General features: G+C 64.2%; 16 protein-coding genes. 9 read left to right on the top strand and 7 right to left on the bottom strand.

Features of this window, described 5'->3' with window-relative positions:
• Window positions 1-164: 164 nt before the first annotated feature.
• Together MTX23_RS11965 and MTX23_RS11960 are read right to left on the bottom strand one after the other, a co-directional pair.
• Entirely contained in the window at window positions 165-644 is a 480-nt protein-coding gene (locus tag MTX23_RS11965; protein ID WP_280976838.1) for a GFA family protein, read from the bottom strand.
• Window positions 645-666: 22 nt separating this feature from the next.
• Window positions 667-1,941 (bottom strand): acyl-CoA dehydrogenase family protein, encoded by a 1,275-nt coding sequence (locus MTX23_RS11960; RefSeq protein ID WP_280976836.1) that lies wholly within the window; start codon window positions 1,939-1,941, stop codon window positions 667-669.
• Between the two features lie 220 nt (window positions 1,942-2,161).
• Here MTX23_RS11960 and MTX23_RS11955 point away from each other — a divergent pair, with 220 nt between their 5' ends.
• Window positions 2,162-2,941, top strand: a complete 780-nt coding sequence (locus tag MTX23_RS11955; protein WP_280976834.1) for an enoyl-CoA hydratase-related protein — start codon at window positions 2,162-2,164, stop codon at window positions 2,939-2,941.
• Window positions 2,942-3,047: 106 nt separating this feature from the next.
• On the opposite strand, the gene MTX23_RS11950 is transcribed toward MTX23_RS11955, so the two are convergent.
• The 3 genes from MTX23_RS11950 to MTX23_RS11940 are packed head-to-tail and all read right to left on the bottom strand — an operon-like array spanning window position 3,048 to window position 5,204.
• Window positions 3,048-3,425 carry a DUF6285 domain-containing protein gene (locus MTX23_RS11950; RefSeq protein ID WP_280976833.1) on the bottom strand — a complete coding sequence of 126 codons (378 nt, stop codon included), beginning with the start codon at window positions 3,423-3,425 and terminating at the stop codon, window positions 3,048-3,050.
• A 1-nt stretch (window position 3,426) separates the two neighbouring features.
• Window positions 3,427-4,413 (bottom strand): phosphotransferase family protein, encoded by a 987-nt coding sequence (locus MTX23_RS11945; protein WP_280976832.1) that lies wholly within the window; start codon window positions 4,411-4,413, stop codon window positions 3,427-3,429.
• Window positions 4,410-5,204 carry an enoyl-CoA hydratase/isomerase gene (locus tag MTX23_RS11940; protein WP_280976831.1) on the bottom strand — a complete coding sequence of 265 codons (795 nt, stop codon included), beginning with the start codon at window positions 5,202-5,204 and terminating at the stop codon, window positions 4,410-4,412. Before MTX23_RS11940 ends, MTX23_RS11945 begins: the two co-directional genes overlap by 4 nt.
• Window positions 5,205-5,358: 154 nt before the next feature.
• Here MTX23_RS11940 and MTX23_RS11935 point away from each other — a divergent pair, with 154 nt between their 5' ends.
• The 6 genes from MTX23_RS11935 to MTX23_RS11910 all read left to right on the top strand — a co-directional run bounded on the left by MTX23_RS11935 (window position 5,359) and on the right by MTX23_RS11910 (window position 11,007).
• Window positions 5,359-6,141, top strand: a complete 783-nt coding sequence (locus MTX23_RS11935; protein ID WP_280976830.1) for an SDR family oxidoreductase — start codon at window positions 5,359-5,361, stop codon at window positions 6,139-6,141.
• A 546-nt stretch (window positions 6,142-6,687) separates the two neighbouring features.
• A complete protein-coding gene (locus MTX23_RS11930) occupies window positions 6,688-7,656 on the top strand; it encodes an IS481 family transposase (RefSeq protein WP_280972290.1) in 969 nt (322 codons plus the stop codon).
• Window positions 7,657-8,103: 447 nt separating this feature from the next.
• A complete protein-coding gene (locus tag MTX23_RS11925) occupies window positions 8,104-8,481 on the top strand; it encodes a VOC family protein (protein ID WP_280976828.1) in 378 nt (125 codons plus the stop codon).
• 172 nt (window positions 8,482-8,653) lie between these two features.
• On the top strand, window positions 8,654-9,928 hold the full coding sequence (locus MTX23_RS11920; protein WP_280976827.1) for an acyl-CoA dehydrogenase family protein: 1,275 nt from the start codon (window positions 8,654-8,656) through the stop codon (window positions 9,926-9,928).
• Between the two features lie 177 nt (window positions 9,929-10,105).
• On the top strand, window positions 10,106-10,720 hold the full coding sequence (locus MTX23_RS11915; RefSeq protein WP_280976826.1) for a flavin reductase family protein: 615 nt from the start codon (window positions 10,106-10,108) through the stop codon (window positions 10,718-10,720).
• Between the two features lie 11 nt (window positions 10,721-10,731).
• A complete protein-coding gene (locus tag MTX23_RS11910; protein ID WP_280976825.1) occupies window positions 10,732-11,007 on the top strand; it encodes a GNAT family N-acetyltransferase in 276 nt (91 codons plus the stop codon).
• Window positions 11,008-11,157: 150 nt separating this feature from the next.
• Here MTX23_RS11910 and yghU read toward each other — a convergent pair whose 3' ends face one another.
• Window positions 11,158-12,036, bottom strand: a complete 879-nt coding sequence (yghU, locus tag MTX23_RS11905) for a glutathione-dependent disulfide-bond oxidoreductase (protein WP_280976824.1) — start codon at window positions 12,034-12,036, stop codon at window positions 11,158-11,160.
• A gap of 225 nt (window positions 12,037-12,261) precedes the next feature.
• On the bottom strand, window positions 12,262-13,920 hold the full coding sequence (locus tag MTX23_RS11900) for an NAD(P)/FAD-dependent oxidoreductase (RefSeq protein WP_280976823.1): 1,659 nt from the start codon (window positions 13,918-13,920) through the stop codon (window positions 12,262-12,264).
• Between the two features lie 277 nt (window positions 13,921-14,197).
• On the opposite strand from MTX23_RS11900, the gene MTX23_RS11895 reads away from it, so the two are divergent.
• Window positions 14,198-15,331, top strand: a complete 1,134-nt coding sequence (locus MTX23_RS11895) for a nitronate monooxygenase (protein WP_280976822.1) — start codon at window positions 14,198-14,200, stop codon at window positions 15,329-15,331.
• Between the two features lie 167 nt (window positions 15,332-15,498).
• Entirely contained in the window at window positions 15,499-17,010 is a 1,512-nt protein-coding gene (locus MTX23_RS11890; RefSeq protein WP_280976821.1) for an acetyl-CoA acetyltransferase, read from the top strand.
• Window positions 17,011-17,087 lie beyond the last annotated feature (77 nt).

Genomic DNA, 17,087 nt, shown 5'->3' with positions numbered 1-17,087 from the left:
GCCAGTGCCGTCGGCCTCATGGTTCGAGACGACCCAGGTCGTGGGTCTCCTCACCATGAGGAGATCGATTTCCGGTGCCGCACGAACGTTTCCCTTCATGGTGGGGAGGCGCAACGCGCTGTCTCGAACCATGAGGCCCCGCTGGTGCCGAATGGCGCTGCGCATCACTTCTTCCCCGCCTTCTCCCGCATGATCCGCCGCCGCTCCTTCGCCTCGTCAGACCACACCTCGTTGAGGTCGTAGAACTCGGCGAAGACTTTTGCGCCCGGCGGCAGCGTCACCCAGGGCTGCTTGGTCGAGGTGAAGATGTGGACGTCGGGCGGGCACTGGCTGGGATCATCCATGGTGCCGACGCGGACGAAGCGCACCGCCGGCCCCGAGCCCGGGTAGTTGCTCCAGACCGCGACCTTGCAGATCGGGCAGCGCGCGATCTTCTGGCCCTTGCCGCTGGCCGACGGCGTATCGATAATATCAGGCTCGGCCGCGAGGTGCTCGACCCGCTCGGCTTCGTACATCGCGTTGACCGCATGCACGGTGCCAGTCTCGCGCTGGCACCAGGTGCAGTGGCAGGCATGCACGATCAGTGGCCTGCCGGTCAGGCGGTAGCGGATGTGTCTGCAGGTACATCCACCTTCCATGCTCATGCCGCCTCCTCCATTGGATGGCTCAGTGCTTGCCGGCTCCCATGTAGCCGAACAGGAAACCCGCCACCTTGCGCTTCTGGATCTCCTCGCTGCCCTCGGTGATGCGATAGCGGCGGTGGTGGCGATAGATGTGCTCGAACGGCTTGTGGCGCGAATAGCCCATGCCGCCATGCACCTGCATCGCGCGATCGGCGGCATCGCAGCACAGCCGGTTTGCCCAATAGTTGCACATCGAGACCTTGTCCGACAGGGTGTGCTCGACCTGCGCCTGGGTGAGCTGGTCCATCTCCCAGGCGGTCTTGCGGATCAACAGCCGCAGCATCTCGGCCTGGGTTGCAAGCTCAACCAGCGGCCACTGGATCGCCTGGTTCTCGGCCAGCGCCTTGCCGAACGGCTTGCGCTCCCGCGCATATTTGACGCTCTCGTTGATGCAGTAGACCGCAGCCCCCAGTGAGCTTGCCGCCTGGCGAATGCGGTTCTCGTGGACAAAGCATTGCGCAAGCGACAGGCCGCGGCCGACTTCACCGAACTGGGCATCCTCAGGCACGAACACATCGGTAAAGCTGACGCGCGGATGATCGGTCGGCATGTTGAAGGTCCACATATACTGCTCGACCTTCACGCCCGGCGATTTCGCCGGCACCAGGAAGCAGGTGATGCCGCGGGCATCGCCGTCATTGCCGGACGTGCGGGCAAACAGCGCGCAGTGTGTGGCGACATGCATGCCCGTCGTCCACATCTTCTCGCCGTTGATGATCCAGCCCTTCACATTGTCGCGGGTCGCCGGCACCGCCCTGGTTTCCATATGCGTGGCATCGGAACCGTGATCGGGCTCGGTGAGCCCGAAGGTGATGCGGTACTTGCCGGTGATCGAACCATCGATCATCGCCTTCTGCTCGTCGGTTCCGTAACGGTCGAGCATCGTCACGACGGGGAAATTGCCAACGATCGAATGCTCGTTCTGCAGGTCGTTGTGCAGGCCGAGCCCCTTCGAGGCGAAATGCTCGCGGATCACGGCCATCCAGAGGTTGGAGCCGTCCTTGCCGCCATAGCGCTTCGAGATCGCAAAGCGCAGGTGGCCGGCGGTATCGGCGCGATCCTTGGCCTTCCGCAGCAACGCTTCCCATTCGTGGCGCGGCAGGCCGCCATTGTCGAAATCGGTGCGAGCCCATTCGCGGCGATGGTCGAAGAAGCGGATGTTGTCGTCGGCCTCTTCAAGCGGCTTGATCTCGCGTTCGATGAAGCGATCGAGCTCGCCGAGATAGGCTGTCAGGTCAGCCGGCAGATTGAAATCCAAGGCAGTCTCTCCCGGAAATATCGTTGTTTTTGAGTTTGTGTTTAGACGCTATCGCGCCCGCGCGTTCGGATCGATTAAGGTGAGAAGCCCACGTCCAAGTCAAGCACGCGGATGACGCTTGCATGCGCGGTCGCGTTGCGCAATTGGATGACACGGAACGGCGCGCACGCGCTAGGATGCCAACCATATTCTTCGCCGCAGAAAATCGACGGGAGCAAACATGGACCTCAAATTCTCCAAGGTGACGCGCAAGGGCCCCATCACCATCGTGACGCTGTCGCGCCCCGAGGTTTACAACGCGCTGCATATCGACGCGCATTTCGAGCTCAACAAGGTGTTCGACGACTTCTCCGCCGACCCCGATCAATGGGTCGCGATCGTCACCGGCGCCGGCGACAAGGCGTTCTGCGCCGGCAACGATTTGAAATGGCAGGCCGCGGGCGGAAAGCGCGGCTGGGACAAGGGCGGCTTCGCCGGGCTGACCACCCGCTTCGACTGCGACAAGCCGATCATCGCCGCCGTCAACGGCGTCGCGATGGGCGGCGGCTTCGAGATCGCGCTCGCCTGCGACCTGATCATCGCCTCTGAGAATGCAACCTTCGCCTTGCCCGAGCCACGCGTCGGGCTTGCGGCGCTGGCCGGCGGCCTACACCGGCTGCCGCGGCAGATCGGGCTGAAGCGCGCGATGGGCATGATCCTTACTGCGCGCCATGTCAGCGCCAAGGAGGGCCTTGAGCTCGGCTTCGTCAACGAGGTGGTGCCGCAGGGCGAAGCGCTGGCTGCCGCCGAGCGTTGGGCGGAGACAATTGCCAAGAACTCGCCGATGTCGATCCGCGCCTCCAAGCAGACGATCCAGCGCGGCCTCGAAGTCTCGCTGGAGCAGGCGATCACCGAGCAGCGCGACTATCCGGCGGTGAAGGCAATGGTGGCCTCGCAAGACTACATCGAGGGCCCGAAGGCGTTTTCGGAGAAGCGCCCGCCGAAGTGGCTGGGGCGGTGAGCGAGCCGTATTGTCATTCCGGGATGGTGCGCAAGCACCAGACCCGGAATCTCGAGATTCCGGGTTCGATGCTTCGCATCGCCCCCGAATGACGGCGAAAGCGTTGCTACCCCTTATTTCCCAACTCCCTCTTGTACGACGCGTAGTTCGGCTGATCGACGGCGAGCTTGTCCATCGTGGTCTGCCAGAGATGCTCTGACAGCCCCGGCGTCTTCAGATCGACCTCGCCGCGCGCGATCTTGTCCGATAGCTCCCGGTTCAGTTCCATCAGCGAGCCGTCGGCGTCGAGCAACTGCTTCAGCCGCGCGGCCTCGGCCGTATCGCTTGCTTCGGCAAGCGCGAGCTGCCGCGTCACCAGGTCGAGCGCATTGATGCCGACGCGCAGCTTGAAGGCATTGTGACCCTTGATGACAGGCGTGATCTCGCTGCGCAGAAAGTCGGCGACGGCCTTGATCAGTTCCGTGGGTGTCGGTTCGTCCTGCATGTCAATTGCCTCGCGGAGCAAGTAGCCGCAACAAATCGATCTCGGTTTCGGACGCACGCCGTCCGATCATCGCGCGCTCCATCGAATGGTCGGGGCCGGTGCGGAAGCGCTGCATCATGCCGCAGCACATCACACCCCAGCGCAGCGTGCCCATCACTTCCCAGAACATCACCCGTTCCGGGTCCGCCTTGCGGCCGGCCTCCTCGTAGCCTGCGAACAGGTCCTCGCGCGAACCGAAGCCGCCGACCGGCTTGTCGATCTCGCCGAAGCGCCAGGAGTTGACGCAGATCCATCCCAAGTCCTCCATCGGATCGCCGAAATGCGCGAGCTCCCAGTCGAGCACCGCGCGCACCCCGTCGGGGCCGATGATCAGATTGCCGTGGCGGAAATCGCCATGGACCAGCGTCACCTCGGACGACGGGCCGGGATCGTGATCGCGCAGCCAGCGCAGCGCCAGCTCGAACACCGGCCGCGGCCAATTGAAGCTGCGATATTCGCGTTCGAGATCCTCGATCTCCCTGGTCGCGGTCATGCTGCGCAGCTTCGGCAGCCCGGCTTGCGGCAGGCCATGAATGCCGGCGATGACCCGGCCGAGCTGGCGCGCCAGGATCGGCCGGGCGCTCGCAAATTCCTCGTCGCGCAAAATCTTGCGCGCGATGGTCTCGCCCTCGACACGCGCCATGATGAAGCCGCGGCCGAGGCCGTCCTCCGGCGTCAGGACGTGCATCACCTTCGGCGACGGCAGGCCCGCGTCATGCGCGAGCTGCATCAGCGTGGCCTCGGCCTCGAGCCCCGCCGCGCGCGAGGGCGAGGCGCCGTAGCCCGGCGGTGCGCGGCGCAGGATCGCGCCGACATTGCCGCTGGGATGGACGATGTCGAAGCTCCAAGTCTCCTGGCTGGCGCCGCCGGAGAGCTTTGCGGCACCAGCGACGCCGGTCGCGCCTGGAAAGAACGACGCGACGCAGCGCCCGAGGTCGGCCTCGATCATTTGCCCCGAAACTTCGCCGGCCGCTTCTCGAGGAATGCGGTGACGCCTTCCTTGAAATCCTCCGCCCTGCCGGCGATCCGCTGCGACTCGAATTCAAGGTTGAGCTGCTCCTCGAACGAATTCTCCGGGCTATCCCAATAGAGCTTCCTGATCAGCGACAGCGCAATCGTCGGACCGTTGGCGAGCTCATGGGCCAGCTTCATCGCTTCCTCCATCAGCGCGCCGTCGTCATAGACGCGGTTGACGAGGCCCCATTCCAGCGCCTTCTCGGCCGACAGCCGCTCGCCTAGCAGCGACAGCTCGACCGAACGCGCCTTGCCGATCAGCCGCGGCAGCAGCCAGGTCGAGCCGCAGTCCGGTACCAGACCGATGCGGCGGAACGCCTGCAGGAAATAGGACGAGCGCGCGCACAAGATCATGTCGCCCATCAGCGCGAAGCTCATCCCGGCGCCAGCCGCGGGGCCGTTCACCGCCGTGACGATCGGGCAGTGCAGCTTACGCAACCGGCGCAGGAACGGATGGAACGCAGTCTCCAGCGCCGCGCCGGCATTGCTGCGGCCGGGCTTTTGCTGCGTATTGCGGCCCTGCAGATTGGCGCCGGTGCAGAACGCCCTGCCCGCGCCCGTGATCACCAGACAGCGCACCTCATCGCGCTTGTCGTCGATCGCATCGAGCGCCTCGCCAAGGCCGCCCAGCATGTCGATCGACACCGCGTTCATGACCTCCTGATGGTCGAGCTTGAGGATCGCGACCGATCCGTCGAAGTCGAGCGTGACGTGCTTGAACTGCATTGTTTCCTCTATCTGTTGTCCCGCATTGGTAGTGCGGTAGGTCGAACGTGATGTCTCGACCCATATTTGATTTTTGCGTCGGGCTTGTCCATGGTGGCCGCAAGCCCATCCTCGAACGCGTGATTAGCGCGCGCCCAACCAAATGGAAACCCCAATGAGTGGCATCTTCGATCTCACCGGCCGCGTCGCGGTCATCACCGGCGGCAATGGCGGCATCGGCCTCGGCATCGCGCAGGCCCTGAACGCCGCCGGCTGCAACGTCTCGATCTGGGGCCGCAACGCGGACAAGAACGCGAGCGCGGCCGCGTCGATGGCGGCCGGTCCCGGCAAGGTCGCAACGCAGATCTGCGACGTCAGCGATCCCGCTTCCGTCAAGGCGGCGATGAAGGCGACGCTCGACAGGTTCGGCCGCGTCGACGGCTGCTTCGCCAATGCCGGCATCGGCGGCGGCGGACGGCGCGCCTTCATCGACCGCACCGAAGAGGAATGGCGCAGGATGTTCGCGACCAATCTCGACGGCGTCTTCCATGTCTTCCAGGCCGCGGCGCGCCACATGACCGCGCGCGCCGAGGCCGGCGACAAGTTCGGCCGCCTGGTCGCGACCTCGAGCCTCGCCTCGCTGTTCGGCACCGCGCGCAACGAGCACTATGCCGGCACCAAGGCGGCGCTGAACGCGCTGTGCCGCGCGCTCGGCGTCGAGCTCGCGCGCTACGGCGTCACCGCCAATGCCATCCTGCCCGGCTGGATCAAGAGCGACATGACCGCGGGCATCATGGCCAACGACAAGTTCGTCGCCAACGTGATGCCTCGCATCCCGGTGCGCCGCTTCGGCGAGCCGAGCGATTTCGGCGGCATCGCCGTCTACATCATGAGCAGGGCCTCGTCCTATCATACGGCCGACTGCTTCGTGATCGACGGCGGATATACGGCGTTCTGATCGCCGTCTCGGCTGTCCCGCGCCGGGATAGTAAATCCATCATCCTGAGGAGCGCGTAGCGCGTCTCGAAGGATGCACGGCCCCGCTGGTGGCCGTTGTGCTTCGAGACAGCCGCTGCGCGGCCTCCTCAGCATGACGGAATTCGCTTCTGTTTCGATTGTCAAATATCGATGAGGATGCACGTCCGCATTCTCGCGGCGCCGGTGCGTCCGAGTCTTGCGTTGACTTGCTCCTCCGCATTGAGCAGAGGGCGCGGGGAAAGCCGGGTGCCGATCGCACCCATGGGCCCTGTGCAACAAAAAAAGCACAGGGGTCGGACCACAGGTGAAACCGGAAAACACTCCGGCTTTCCCTGCGCGATGGCCTTACAGCTTATACGTGCTCTCCCCGGCGAGACTGGGCTTTTTTGTCACCGTCATCAGCAAGACGCATCGCATCTTGCGAAGAGACACCTGCCACTAGTTGTGAGCTTTCAGGAGGTTGTCCATCTGGTCTGAACCGAGGAAGCTGAGGCTGCGACGCTTCAGGGTTCCCCGGAGAGACCAGATGAACATCCACAAGAATGCGCCTTTGACGCCAAAAGGTCGAGCGGCGATGGCGCGGAGCGTGATCGAGAGCGGCCTGACGAAGGCCGCCGCCGCGCGCCAATTCAATGTTACGGCGAAGACAGTCGCCAAATGGGTCAAGCGCTTCCGCGCAGAAGGCGTCGATGGTTTGCAGGATCGGTCCTCACGGCCGCATTCCTTGCCAAGCCAAACCCCGGCCGCCACATGCGCCGCTGTCGAGACGTTCCGCCGGCAGCGCCACACCGGCAAGCAGATCGCGCGCGAGGTCGGGGTCTCAGCAGCAACCGTCAGCCGGATCCTGCGCCGGCTCGGTTTGAACCGGCTGGCTGCGCTGGAGCCGGCTGAGCCGATCCGGCGCTATGAGCGCCAGCATCCTGGTGAGCTGATCCACATCGACATCAAAAAGCTCGGCAAGTTCAATCGGATCGGCCATCGGATCACCGGCGATCGACGTGGGGCGAGCAACCTGCGTTCTCGCCGTCAAGGACCAGGTTGGGAATACGTCCATGTTTGCATCGACGATGCGTCGCGGATCGCCTTCAGCCAGGTCATGAAGAACGCGCGAAAGGGCTGTGCCGTCGCCTTCCTCAAGGCGGCGGTGGCCTACTACGTGAGCCTGGGCGTGAAGGTCGAGCGCGTCATGACCGACAACGGCGCGTGCTACAAATCCGCCGCCTTCCGAAAGGCATGTCAGCGCCTCGGCCTCAAGCACATCCGCACCAAGCCCTATACGCCCAAAACCAATGGCAAGGCCGAACGCTTCATTCAGACCAGCCTGCGAGAATGGGCCTACGCGCAGGCCTACAACACCTCAACAGAAAGAGCCGCGGAGCTGCCACGATGGCTTCACCGCTACAACTGGCATCGTCCTCATGGCAGTATCGGCTCAAAGCCGCCGATCAGCAGGCTCGGATTAACCGGGAACAACCTCTTGAGGCTCCACAACTAGGGCGTCAGGCCTGCACGACTTCGCCGTCCGCCGCATGCGCACTCGTCAGTTGCGCAATCGGCGTCCACCGCATCCCAACCCAGCACTCGTGACGATCGCGAAGCGCCCCTCAAGCGGGTGGGACGCGCCATTCATACACCGAGTTCGCTGCGGGGTCTTGCGCCGTCGGGCAACTCAGTGCCAAGGGCCAGCCTCCATCTCCTCCGTCATTCCGGGCTCGCGAAGCGAGACCCTCAGGTGCGCAAGAGCGCACCATAGTTCGACGCTGGCACGTCGCCCCGCAATGACGATTGAGGACGACATTGCATCAGAATGCAGCGCGACGCGGCGCCCGCTTCCGTTGCGAGAAAACTGCTGCTAGCGTTCGGGCCGCAGCACGCACCGGACGGTCACTTCCCGACATTGCGCATCGTTGCGGCTGTTGCAAGCAACAGGAGGATTCTTGAGATGTTTTCACACGTGATGGTCGGCACCAACGATCTGGACAAGGCCAAGGCGTTCTATGATGCGCTGCTGGCCACCCTCGATGTCCGGCCAGCCAGGGTCGACGGTCACCGCATTTTCTACATCACCAAGACCGGCGTTTTCTCGGTCTCCAAGCCGATCAACGGCGAGCCGGCGACGCACGCCAATGGCGGCACGATCGGCTTTGCCTGCAATTCGCCTGAACAGGTCGAGGCCTGGCACGCGGCCGGCGTCGCCAATGGCGGCAAGTCCTGCGAGGATCCGCCGGGCGTGCGCGAGGCCGCGGTCGGCAAGCTTTACCTGGCCTACCTTCGCGATCTCGATGGCAACAAGCTCTGCGCCATGCATCGGCTGGGCTGACACCGCTCGGCCAAAGTTTCGCAGCGCGCGGCGGCGTTCAAACAACGTTTTAAACGCCGTCGCCAAATTCCGTGATGCGGCACGGATCGTCTCCGAAAATCGGTGCTCGCGCTTCGCATCGGCCACGTCTATTGTCCGCCGCGAAGCGCCTACGTCGAAGGGAGAAACGACAATGAAACACGCCTACGTGCCCCGCACGACCAACTACACGCTCAACCCGGGCGACGAGCTCAACGACCTGCGCATGTCGGATCAGGTCCGGCCGCTCTACGACCATGTCAAGCAGTTCATCCGCGACGTGGTCGAGCCGATGTCGGTCGAGTTCTACCGCCTCGGCGAGAAGAAGACCGATCGCTGGAGCTTCACGCCCGAGCAGCTCGCGGTGCTGCAGAAGGCCAAGGACAAGGCGAAAGAGGTCGGCCTCTGGAACTTCTTCCTGCCCGATGCCGAAACCGGCGAAGGCCTCAAGAACCTCGACTACGCCTATATCGCCGCCGAGCTCGGCAAGAGCCCGCTGGCCTCCGAGACCATGAACTGCTCGGCGCCCGACACCGGCAACATGGAGGTGCTGGAGCGCGTCGGCACCAAGGAGCAGAAGGAGAAGTGGCTGAAGCCGCTGCTCAACGGCGAGATCCGCTCGGCCTATGCAATGACCGAGCCGAACGTCGCCTCCTCCGACGCCAAGAACATCTCGACCACCGCAAAGCTCGTCGGCGACGAGTGGGTGATCAACGGCGAGAAGTACTACATCTCCGGCGCCGGCGATCCGCGCTGCAAGATCATGATCGTGATGGTGAAGACCAATCCCGACGCGCCGCCGAGCAAGCAGCAGTCGCAAATCCTGGTGCCGATGGACACGCCCGGCGTCGAGATCCTGGGGCCGATGCAGGTGTTCGGCCACGATCACGCGCCGCGCGGCCACATGCATCTGCGCTTCAACAATGTGAAGGTGCCGAAGGCCAACATGCTGCTCGGCGAGGGCCGCGGCTTCGAGATCTCGCAGGTCCGCCTCGGCCCGGGCCGCATCCATCATTGCATGCGCACCATCGGCAAGGCCGAGAAGGCGCTGGACATGATGGTGCAGCGTGGCCTGACCCGCGAAGCCTTCGGCAAGAAGATCGCCCATCTCGGCGGCAACACCCAGATCATCGCGCAGGCGCGCTGCGAGATCGAGGCAATGCGGCTGATGGTGTTGAAGGCGGCCAAGGCGATGGACGTGCTCGGCAACAAGGAGGCGCGCGTCTGGGTCTCGATGGTCAAGGCGATGATCCCCGAGCGCGCATGCAAGGTGATCGACCAGGCGATCCAGATGCACGGCGCCACCGGCATCTCACAGTGGACGCCGCTCGCCGAAATGTACCAGGACGTCCGCCATCTCCGCTTCGCCGACGGTCCGGACGAGGTGCACTGGATGGTGGTCGGTCGCCACGAGCTGAGCATGCCGTAGCGCCTATCTTCCCCTTCTCCCCGCGTGCGGGGAGAAGGTCGGGATGAGGGGGAGTCTCCACGAAGACGGTGAGAGACGGGATTTGCGGACGGCCCCCTCACCCGGAATTCAAGCTACGCTTGAATTCCGGCCTCTCCCCGCAAGCGGGGCGAGGCAAGCAAGCGAGAAAGCGTTCCCATGGAATACACCCCCGAGAATCTCACCCAGCGCGAGCGCTACAAGGTGCTGACCTCGTTCGTGCTGCCGCGGCCGATCGCCTGGGTGACGAGCATGGGAGTGGACGGCGTCGTCAACGCGGCGCCGTTCTCCTTCTTCAATGTGTTCTGCGAAGATCCGCCGCTCTGCATGTTCGCGGTGAACCGCCGACCCGACGGCCGCGAAAAAGACACGCTCTCCAACATCCAGGCCACGTCCGAGTTCGTGGTCAACCTCACCGACGAACCGCTGGCACGCGCGATGCACGAGACCAGCGGCGACTTTCCGCCGGAGATCGGCGAGCCCGCCTATCTCGGGCTCAAGCTTGCGCCCTCGAGCAAGGTCGCGGTGCCGCGCCTCGCTGACACGCCGTGGGCGATGGAGTGCCGGACCTGGAAGCTGATCGACGTCAACGGCAACCGGCAGCTCATCATGGGCGAAGGCATCAACTTCTACATCCGCGACGAGCTGTGGGATCGCGAGGCGATGCGCGTACACATGGAGCGCTACCATCCGATCGGGCGCATGTTTGCCGACCGCTACTGCCGCACCGATGACCGCGTGGTGTTTCCGACGGCCGAAGGCGCGAAGAAATAAAGGAAGAGACAATGAGCGAAGCATTCCGCGACAACGAAGCGCAGAGCCGGTTCGAACTTGCGGTCGACGGCGCGACAGCCTTTGTCGTCTACCGCAAGACCCCTGACACCATCACGCTGGTTCACACCGAGGTGCCGCCAGAACTCGGCGGCCGCGGCATCGGCTCGAAGCTTGCCCGCGCCACGCTCGACGCGGTGCGCGCGGATGGCCGTAAGCTCGTCGTCAAATGCGAGTTCATCCAGGGCTTCATGAAGAAGCATCCGGAGTACAACGATCTGCTGGGGTGACGCTGAGCAATGGTCTTGCGACGTCACAAACCCTCATGGTGAGGAGCGCGGACGCGCGTCTCGAACCATGAGGCCCAGTCCGTGGCCTACATCCTTCGAGACGCCCGCTTCGTGGGCTCCTCAGGATGAGGGGCGGAAGCATAGCGAGGATTATGATGCCGTCGCCTCGCCGATCTTGTCCTGCGTCTTCGTGTCAAAGTCGCCGGCCTCATGGCGCTCGTGGAGCTGGCTTGCGGGATCGCCCCAGGTGCGGTTGACCATGCGGCCGCGCTTCACCGCGGGCCGCGCCGCGATCGCATCGGCCCAGCGTTGCACGTTCTTGTACTCATGCACCGAGAGGAATTCGCCGGCACCATAGAGCAGTCCCTTGGCCAGTCCGCCATACCAGGGCCACACCGCCATATCGGCGATCGTGTAGACATTGCCGGCGAGATATTCGTTGTCGGCGAGCCGGCGGTCGAGCACGTCGAGCTGGCGCTTCACCTCCATCGCGAAGCGGTCGATGGCGTATTCGATCTTGGTCGGCGCGTAAGCATAGAAGTGACCGAAGCCGCCGCCGAGATAGGGCGCAGCGCCCATCTGCCAGAACAGCCAGGAAAATGTCTCAGCCCGCGTCTTGACATCGGTCGGCAGGAACGCACCGAACTTCTCGGCGAGATAAACCAGGATCGAGCCCGACTCAAACACCCTGATTGGCTCCGGCCCACTGCGGTCCATCAGTGCCGGGATCTTCGAGTTCGGATTGACCGCGACAAAGCCGCTGCCGAACTGGTTGCCGTCGATCTTGATCAGCCAGGCATCATACTCGGCGCCCTTGTGCCCGGCCGCCAGCAGTTCCTCCAGCATCACGGTGACCTTCACACCGTTCGGCGTCGCCAGGGAATAAAGTTGCAGCGGATGACGTCCGACCGGCAATTCCTTCTCATGCGTGGGACCGGCAATCGGCCGATTGATGCTGGCAAAGCGCCCGCCGCTCTCCTTGTTCCAGGTCCAGACTCTCGGCGGCTCGTAGGCAGGGGTATTTGTCATGCAATTGGCTCCGACGCAAAAGGCGCGTCAGTTGTAGCTAGCCTCGAAACCGTGGTTGGCAAGGGTGCTGGGCGAGCGACCGCCCTTTCCCGTCGTCATGCCGGGCATGACGAATCTGGATCTCGCGTTGCCCCACCGGTCATTGCGGGCGAAGCGAAGCAATCCATCTCTCCGCTTGCTGACGCATGGATTGCTTCGTCGCTTCGCTCCTCGCAATGACGGAAACTATGATGCCGCTGCTCGTTGCCTCTGCTCCAACCCCGTCATGACGAAGCCTTCATACCCCTTCGCCGCGACCTCGTTGCAGATCTGCCGGTAGGGACCGACGCCGCCGATATAGGGCATGAAGATGCGCGGCTTGCCCGGAATGTTGGCGCCCATGTACCAGGAATCCGCCTGCGGATAGAGCGTCGCGAAGGCGACCTCGTTCACATGAGCGACCCATTTGTCCTCGGCGTCCTTCTCTGCCTCGAGCATCGCAAGGCGATTGTCGCGCATGTAGCTCAGGCAATCGCTGATCCAGTCGACGTGCTGCTCGATCGAGACGATCATGTTCGACAGCACCGATGGACTGCCGGGGCCGGTGATGACGAACAGGTTCGGGAAGCCTGCGCTCATCAGGCCGAGATAGGTGCGCGGCCCCTCCGCCCATTTCTGGTTCAGCGTCAGCCTGTCGCAGCCACGGATATCGATCCTGGCCACCGAGCCGGTCATCGCGTCGAAGCCGGTCGCCAGCACCAGCGCGTCGAGCTCGTAATCCTCGCCGCCCGAATGCACCGCGGTCTCGGTGATCTCCTCGATCGGGTTGGTCTTGATATCGACCAGCGTCACGTTCGCCCGATTGAAGGTCGCGAAATAATCGGTGTCGATGCAGATCCGCTTGGTGCCGATCGGATAGCTCGACGGCGTCAGCAATTGCGCGGTCGCGGGGTCCTTGACGATCTCGGCGATCTTGCCGCGCACGAAGTCGGCCGCGGTGTCGTTCGCCGCCTTGTCGAGCGCGAGGTTGTTGTAGACCGTCATGAAGGTGAGCCCGCCGCGCTGCCAGCGCGCCTCGTATTTGGCGCGGCGCTCATTGTCGCCGTCGTCGAGCGCGCCGCGATCGGGCAATTCGGTGTAGATGCCGTTCTTGGCCTGTTCGCGGGCGAACCTCCTGATCTCCGGATAGTTGGCGCGGAACCAGGCGCGCTCCTCGTTCGTCAATTTGGCGTTGCGCGCGGGGATCGAGAACTGCGCCGTGCGCTGAAACACCGTGACGTGCCTGGCCTGCTCGGCGATCACGGGGATCGACTGGATGCCGGACGAGCCGGTGCCGATCACGCCGACGCGCAGGCCGGTGAAATCCACCGGCTGATGCGGCCAGTGGCCGGTGTGATAGACCTTGCCCTTGAAGCGCTCGAGCCCCTTGATGTCGGGCTTGCGGGCATTCGACAGGCAGCCGGTCGCGAGCACGACGAACCGCGCCGTCACCGTCTTGCCGTCCGATGTCGTCACCTGCCAGAGATTGTCGCGCTCGTCGAACTCGGCGCGCTCGACGCGGGTGTCGAACTGGATGTCGCGCCTGAGGTCGAAGCGATCGGCAACATGGTTGGCATATTGCAGGATCTCCGGCTGCGGCGCGTAGCGCTCGCTCCAATTCCATTCCTGCTGCAGCTCTTCGGAAAAGGAATAGGAGTACTGCATGCTCTCGACATCGCAGCGCGCTCCGGGATAGCGGTTCCAGTACCAGGTGCCGCCGACGCCGCTGCCCTGCTCGTAGACACGCGCGGAAAAGCCGAGGCCACGCAGACGGTGCAGCATGTACATGCCGGCGAATCCGGCACCGACCACGACGACGTCGTAATGTGCTGCGCTTGTCTTGGCGGCTGACGATTGGGCGGACATTCCAGCAAACTCCCCGATGAATTCTTCTCGCTTTGCCGAACAGAATTCTCTCTCGATCGCGAAAGCGCAAGAGGGCAATGCGCGCCCCTTCGATCCGCATATTTTGCCTTGCGGAATGCGTTGCGCGCAGCGCCATTGCCGTAGCGCCTGCACGCAAGATCGCCGCCGACGAAAGCCGCTTGGCTTCGCCGACCATCAGGGCTAGCGTCGCCGAGGCTGATGCCACCGAAGCAGGACAAGCAGCCGTCGAAGCTGCCGCCGGGGAGAGAACGCATCCATGAAATCACCGATCTGCGACATGCTGGGAATCGAATTCCCCCTGCTCGCCTTCAGCCATTGCCGCGACGTGGTGGCGGCGGTCAGCCGCGCCGGCGGCTTTGGCGTGCTCGGCGCGACTGCGCATACGCCGGAGACGCTGGAGCAGGAGCTGAAATGGATCGACGCGCATGTCGACGGCAAGCCCTATGGCATCGACGTACTGATCCCCGAGAACATCTCGACATCAGGCGAGAAGAACGTCACCTGGAAGAGCCTGGAAGCGCGTGTCTCGCAGGAGCACCGCGACTTCACCCGCAATCTCCTGAAGAAGTACGACATCGAGCTGACGACCCGGAACGTCGCCGACAACCAGCCGCAGCCGTTCGATGCCGAGACCGCGCTGCAGCTGCTCGAGGTCTCCTTCGGTCATCCGATCAAGCTGATCGCAAATGCGCTCGGCGTGCCGCCGAAGGCGATGATCGAGATGGGTCGCAAGCACGGCGTTCCGGTCGCAGCGCTGGTCGGCTCCAAGGAGCATGCGCTGCGCCAGGTCGCGGCCGGCGTCGATATCCTGGTCGCGCAGGGCACCGAGGCCGGCGGCCATTGCGGCGAAGTCTCGACCATGGTGCTGGTGCCGGAGGTGATCAAGGCGATCAAGAAGGTCCGCGACGTGCCGGTGCTCGCCGCCGGCGGCATCATGACGGGAAGCCAGATGGCCGCTTGCATGGCGATGGGCGCGGCCGGCGCCTGGACCGGTTCGGTGTGGCTCGCGACCGTTGAATCGGAGACATCGGAGATCTTCCGCGAGAAGATGATCGCGGCGTCCTCGCGCGACGCGGTGCGCTCGAAAGGCCGCACCGGCAAGCCGGCGCGCCAGCTCCGCTCGGTGTGGACCGATGCCTGGGATCGCGCGCCTGATAGCCCCGGCGCGCTGCCGATGCCGCTGCAGAGCATCATCAGCCGCGACGCCTTCAACGCGATCGACCGCGCGGCCGCCGCCGGCAACGAAAAGGCGCGCGATCTCGTCAGCTACTTCGTCGGCCAGGGCGTCGGCCTGATCGACAGCGTGAAATCCGCCGGCGCCGTGGTGCAGGAGTTCAAGGAGGATTTCATCGAAGCCGTCGAGCATATGAACGCGCTGGTCGCGGAGTAACGTAACCCGCCACCGTCATTGCGAGCGAAGCGAAGCAATCCATCTATCCCTCAACTGAGATATGGATTGCTTCGTCGCTTCAGCGCAAAATTGCTCTGCAATTTTGTCGCGAGCTCCTCGCAATGACGCAACCTGCGTCATCAAATCCAGAGAGCGAAACAACAAGAATGTCGAACAACCTTCCCGAAGACCGCATTCCCGTCATCGTCGGCGTCGGCGAGATCGTCGATCGCCCGAACGACATCGCCGCCGGCCTCGAGCCGCTCACGCTGCTGGAAGAGGCGCTGAAACGCGCCGAGGCCGACAGCGGCGCAAGGCTGCTCGGCGACATCCAGTCGCTCGACATCGTCAACTTCCTGAGCTGGCGCTACCGCGATCCCGAGAAGCAGCTGGCGCAGCGTCTCGGCATCAATCCGACCCATCTCTATTACGGCCCCGTCGGCGGCGAGAGCCCGATCCGCTATCTGCACGAGGCGGCACAGCGCATCGCGCGCGGCGAATGCAGCGTCGCTGCGGTCTGCGGTGCGGAGGCGCAATCGACCGCGACCAAAGCTCAGCGCGCCAGCATCGAGCTGCCCTGGACGCCGTTCGCGCATGACGTCGAAGAGCCGAAGCGCGGCGCGGCGTTCCAGAAGCCGATGGCGGTGACGCTCGGCGTCTTTCGGCCGATCACGGTCTACCCGCTCTACGAGTCAGCGACGTCGGCGCATTGGGGCCAAACGCCGCGCGAGGCGCTGAAGGAATCGGGCGAGCTGTGGTCGACCTATGCGCGGGTCGCGGCCGACAACCCGAACTCCTGGCTGAAGCAGCGCTTCACCGGCGACGAGGTCACGACGCCGACGCCGGACAACCGGATGATCGCCTGGCCCTACACCAAGCTGATGGTGGCGAACCCGACCGTGAATATGGGCGGCGCGCTGATCCTGACCAGCCTGGCCAAAGCGCATGCCGCGGGCGTGCCGGAGGACAAACTGATCTACCCGCTCGGCGGCGCCTCCGCCGAAGAGCCGCGCGACTATCTGACCCGCGATCAGTTCGTGGAGAGCCATTCGCAGACCGCGGTGCTGAAGGCGGTGATGGACCTCGTCGAGGGCGACGGGAGGACATTCGACGCGATCGAGCTCTATAGCTGCTTCCCCTGCGTGCCGAAGATGGCGCGCCGGACGCTGGGCTTAGGCCGTGACGTGCAGCCGACCGTGACCGGTGGGCTGACCTTCTTCGGCGCGCCGCTCAACACCTATATGACGCATGCGGCCTGCGCGATGGTGCGCAAATTGCGCAGCGGCGGCAAGCTCGGCCTGCTCTACGGCCAGGGCGGCTTCGTCACCAAGCATCACGGCCTCGTGCTGTCGCGCCAGGCGCCGAAGGCAGCGCTCAAACAAGACACCAGCGTGCAGGCGGAGGCCGATCGCCATCGCCGCAAGGTGCCGGAGTTCACGACCGAAGCCCGCGGCAAGGGCAAGGTGGAGGCGTTCACCGTGATCTATCGCGGCAATGGCGAGGTCGAGCACGGCGTCACCATGCTGCGCACCGAAGACGACCGGCGCACGCTCGGCCGCATCCCGGCCAGCGACACGGCAACGCTGGCGCATCTGCAGAACATGGACCGCACGCCGGTCGGCACGACAGGTGACATCGTCACCGCCGGTGACGGCATGCTGGAATGGCGAGTGACCTAAGATTCCTTCGGCGTCATGGCCGGGCATAGCCGTCCGAAGGACGGCGTCGCCTCCGCTCGCCTATGACCCGGCCATGA

The organism is Bradyrhizobium sp. ISRA436, assembly GCF_029910015.1.
Taxonomy (GTDB): Bacteria; Pseudomonadota; Alphaproteobacteria; order Rhizobiales; family Xanthobacteraceae; genus Bradyrhizobium.
The sequence above is the reverse complement of the archived record's forward strand: the minus strand, read 5'-3'. Positions and strand labels throughout refer to the sequence as shown.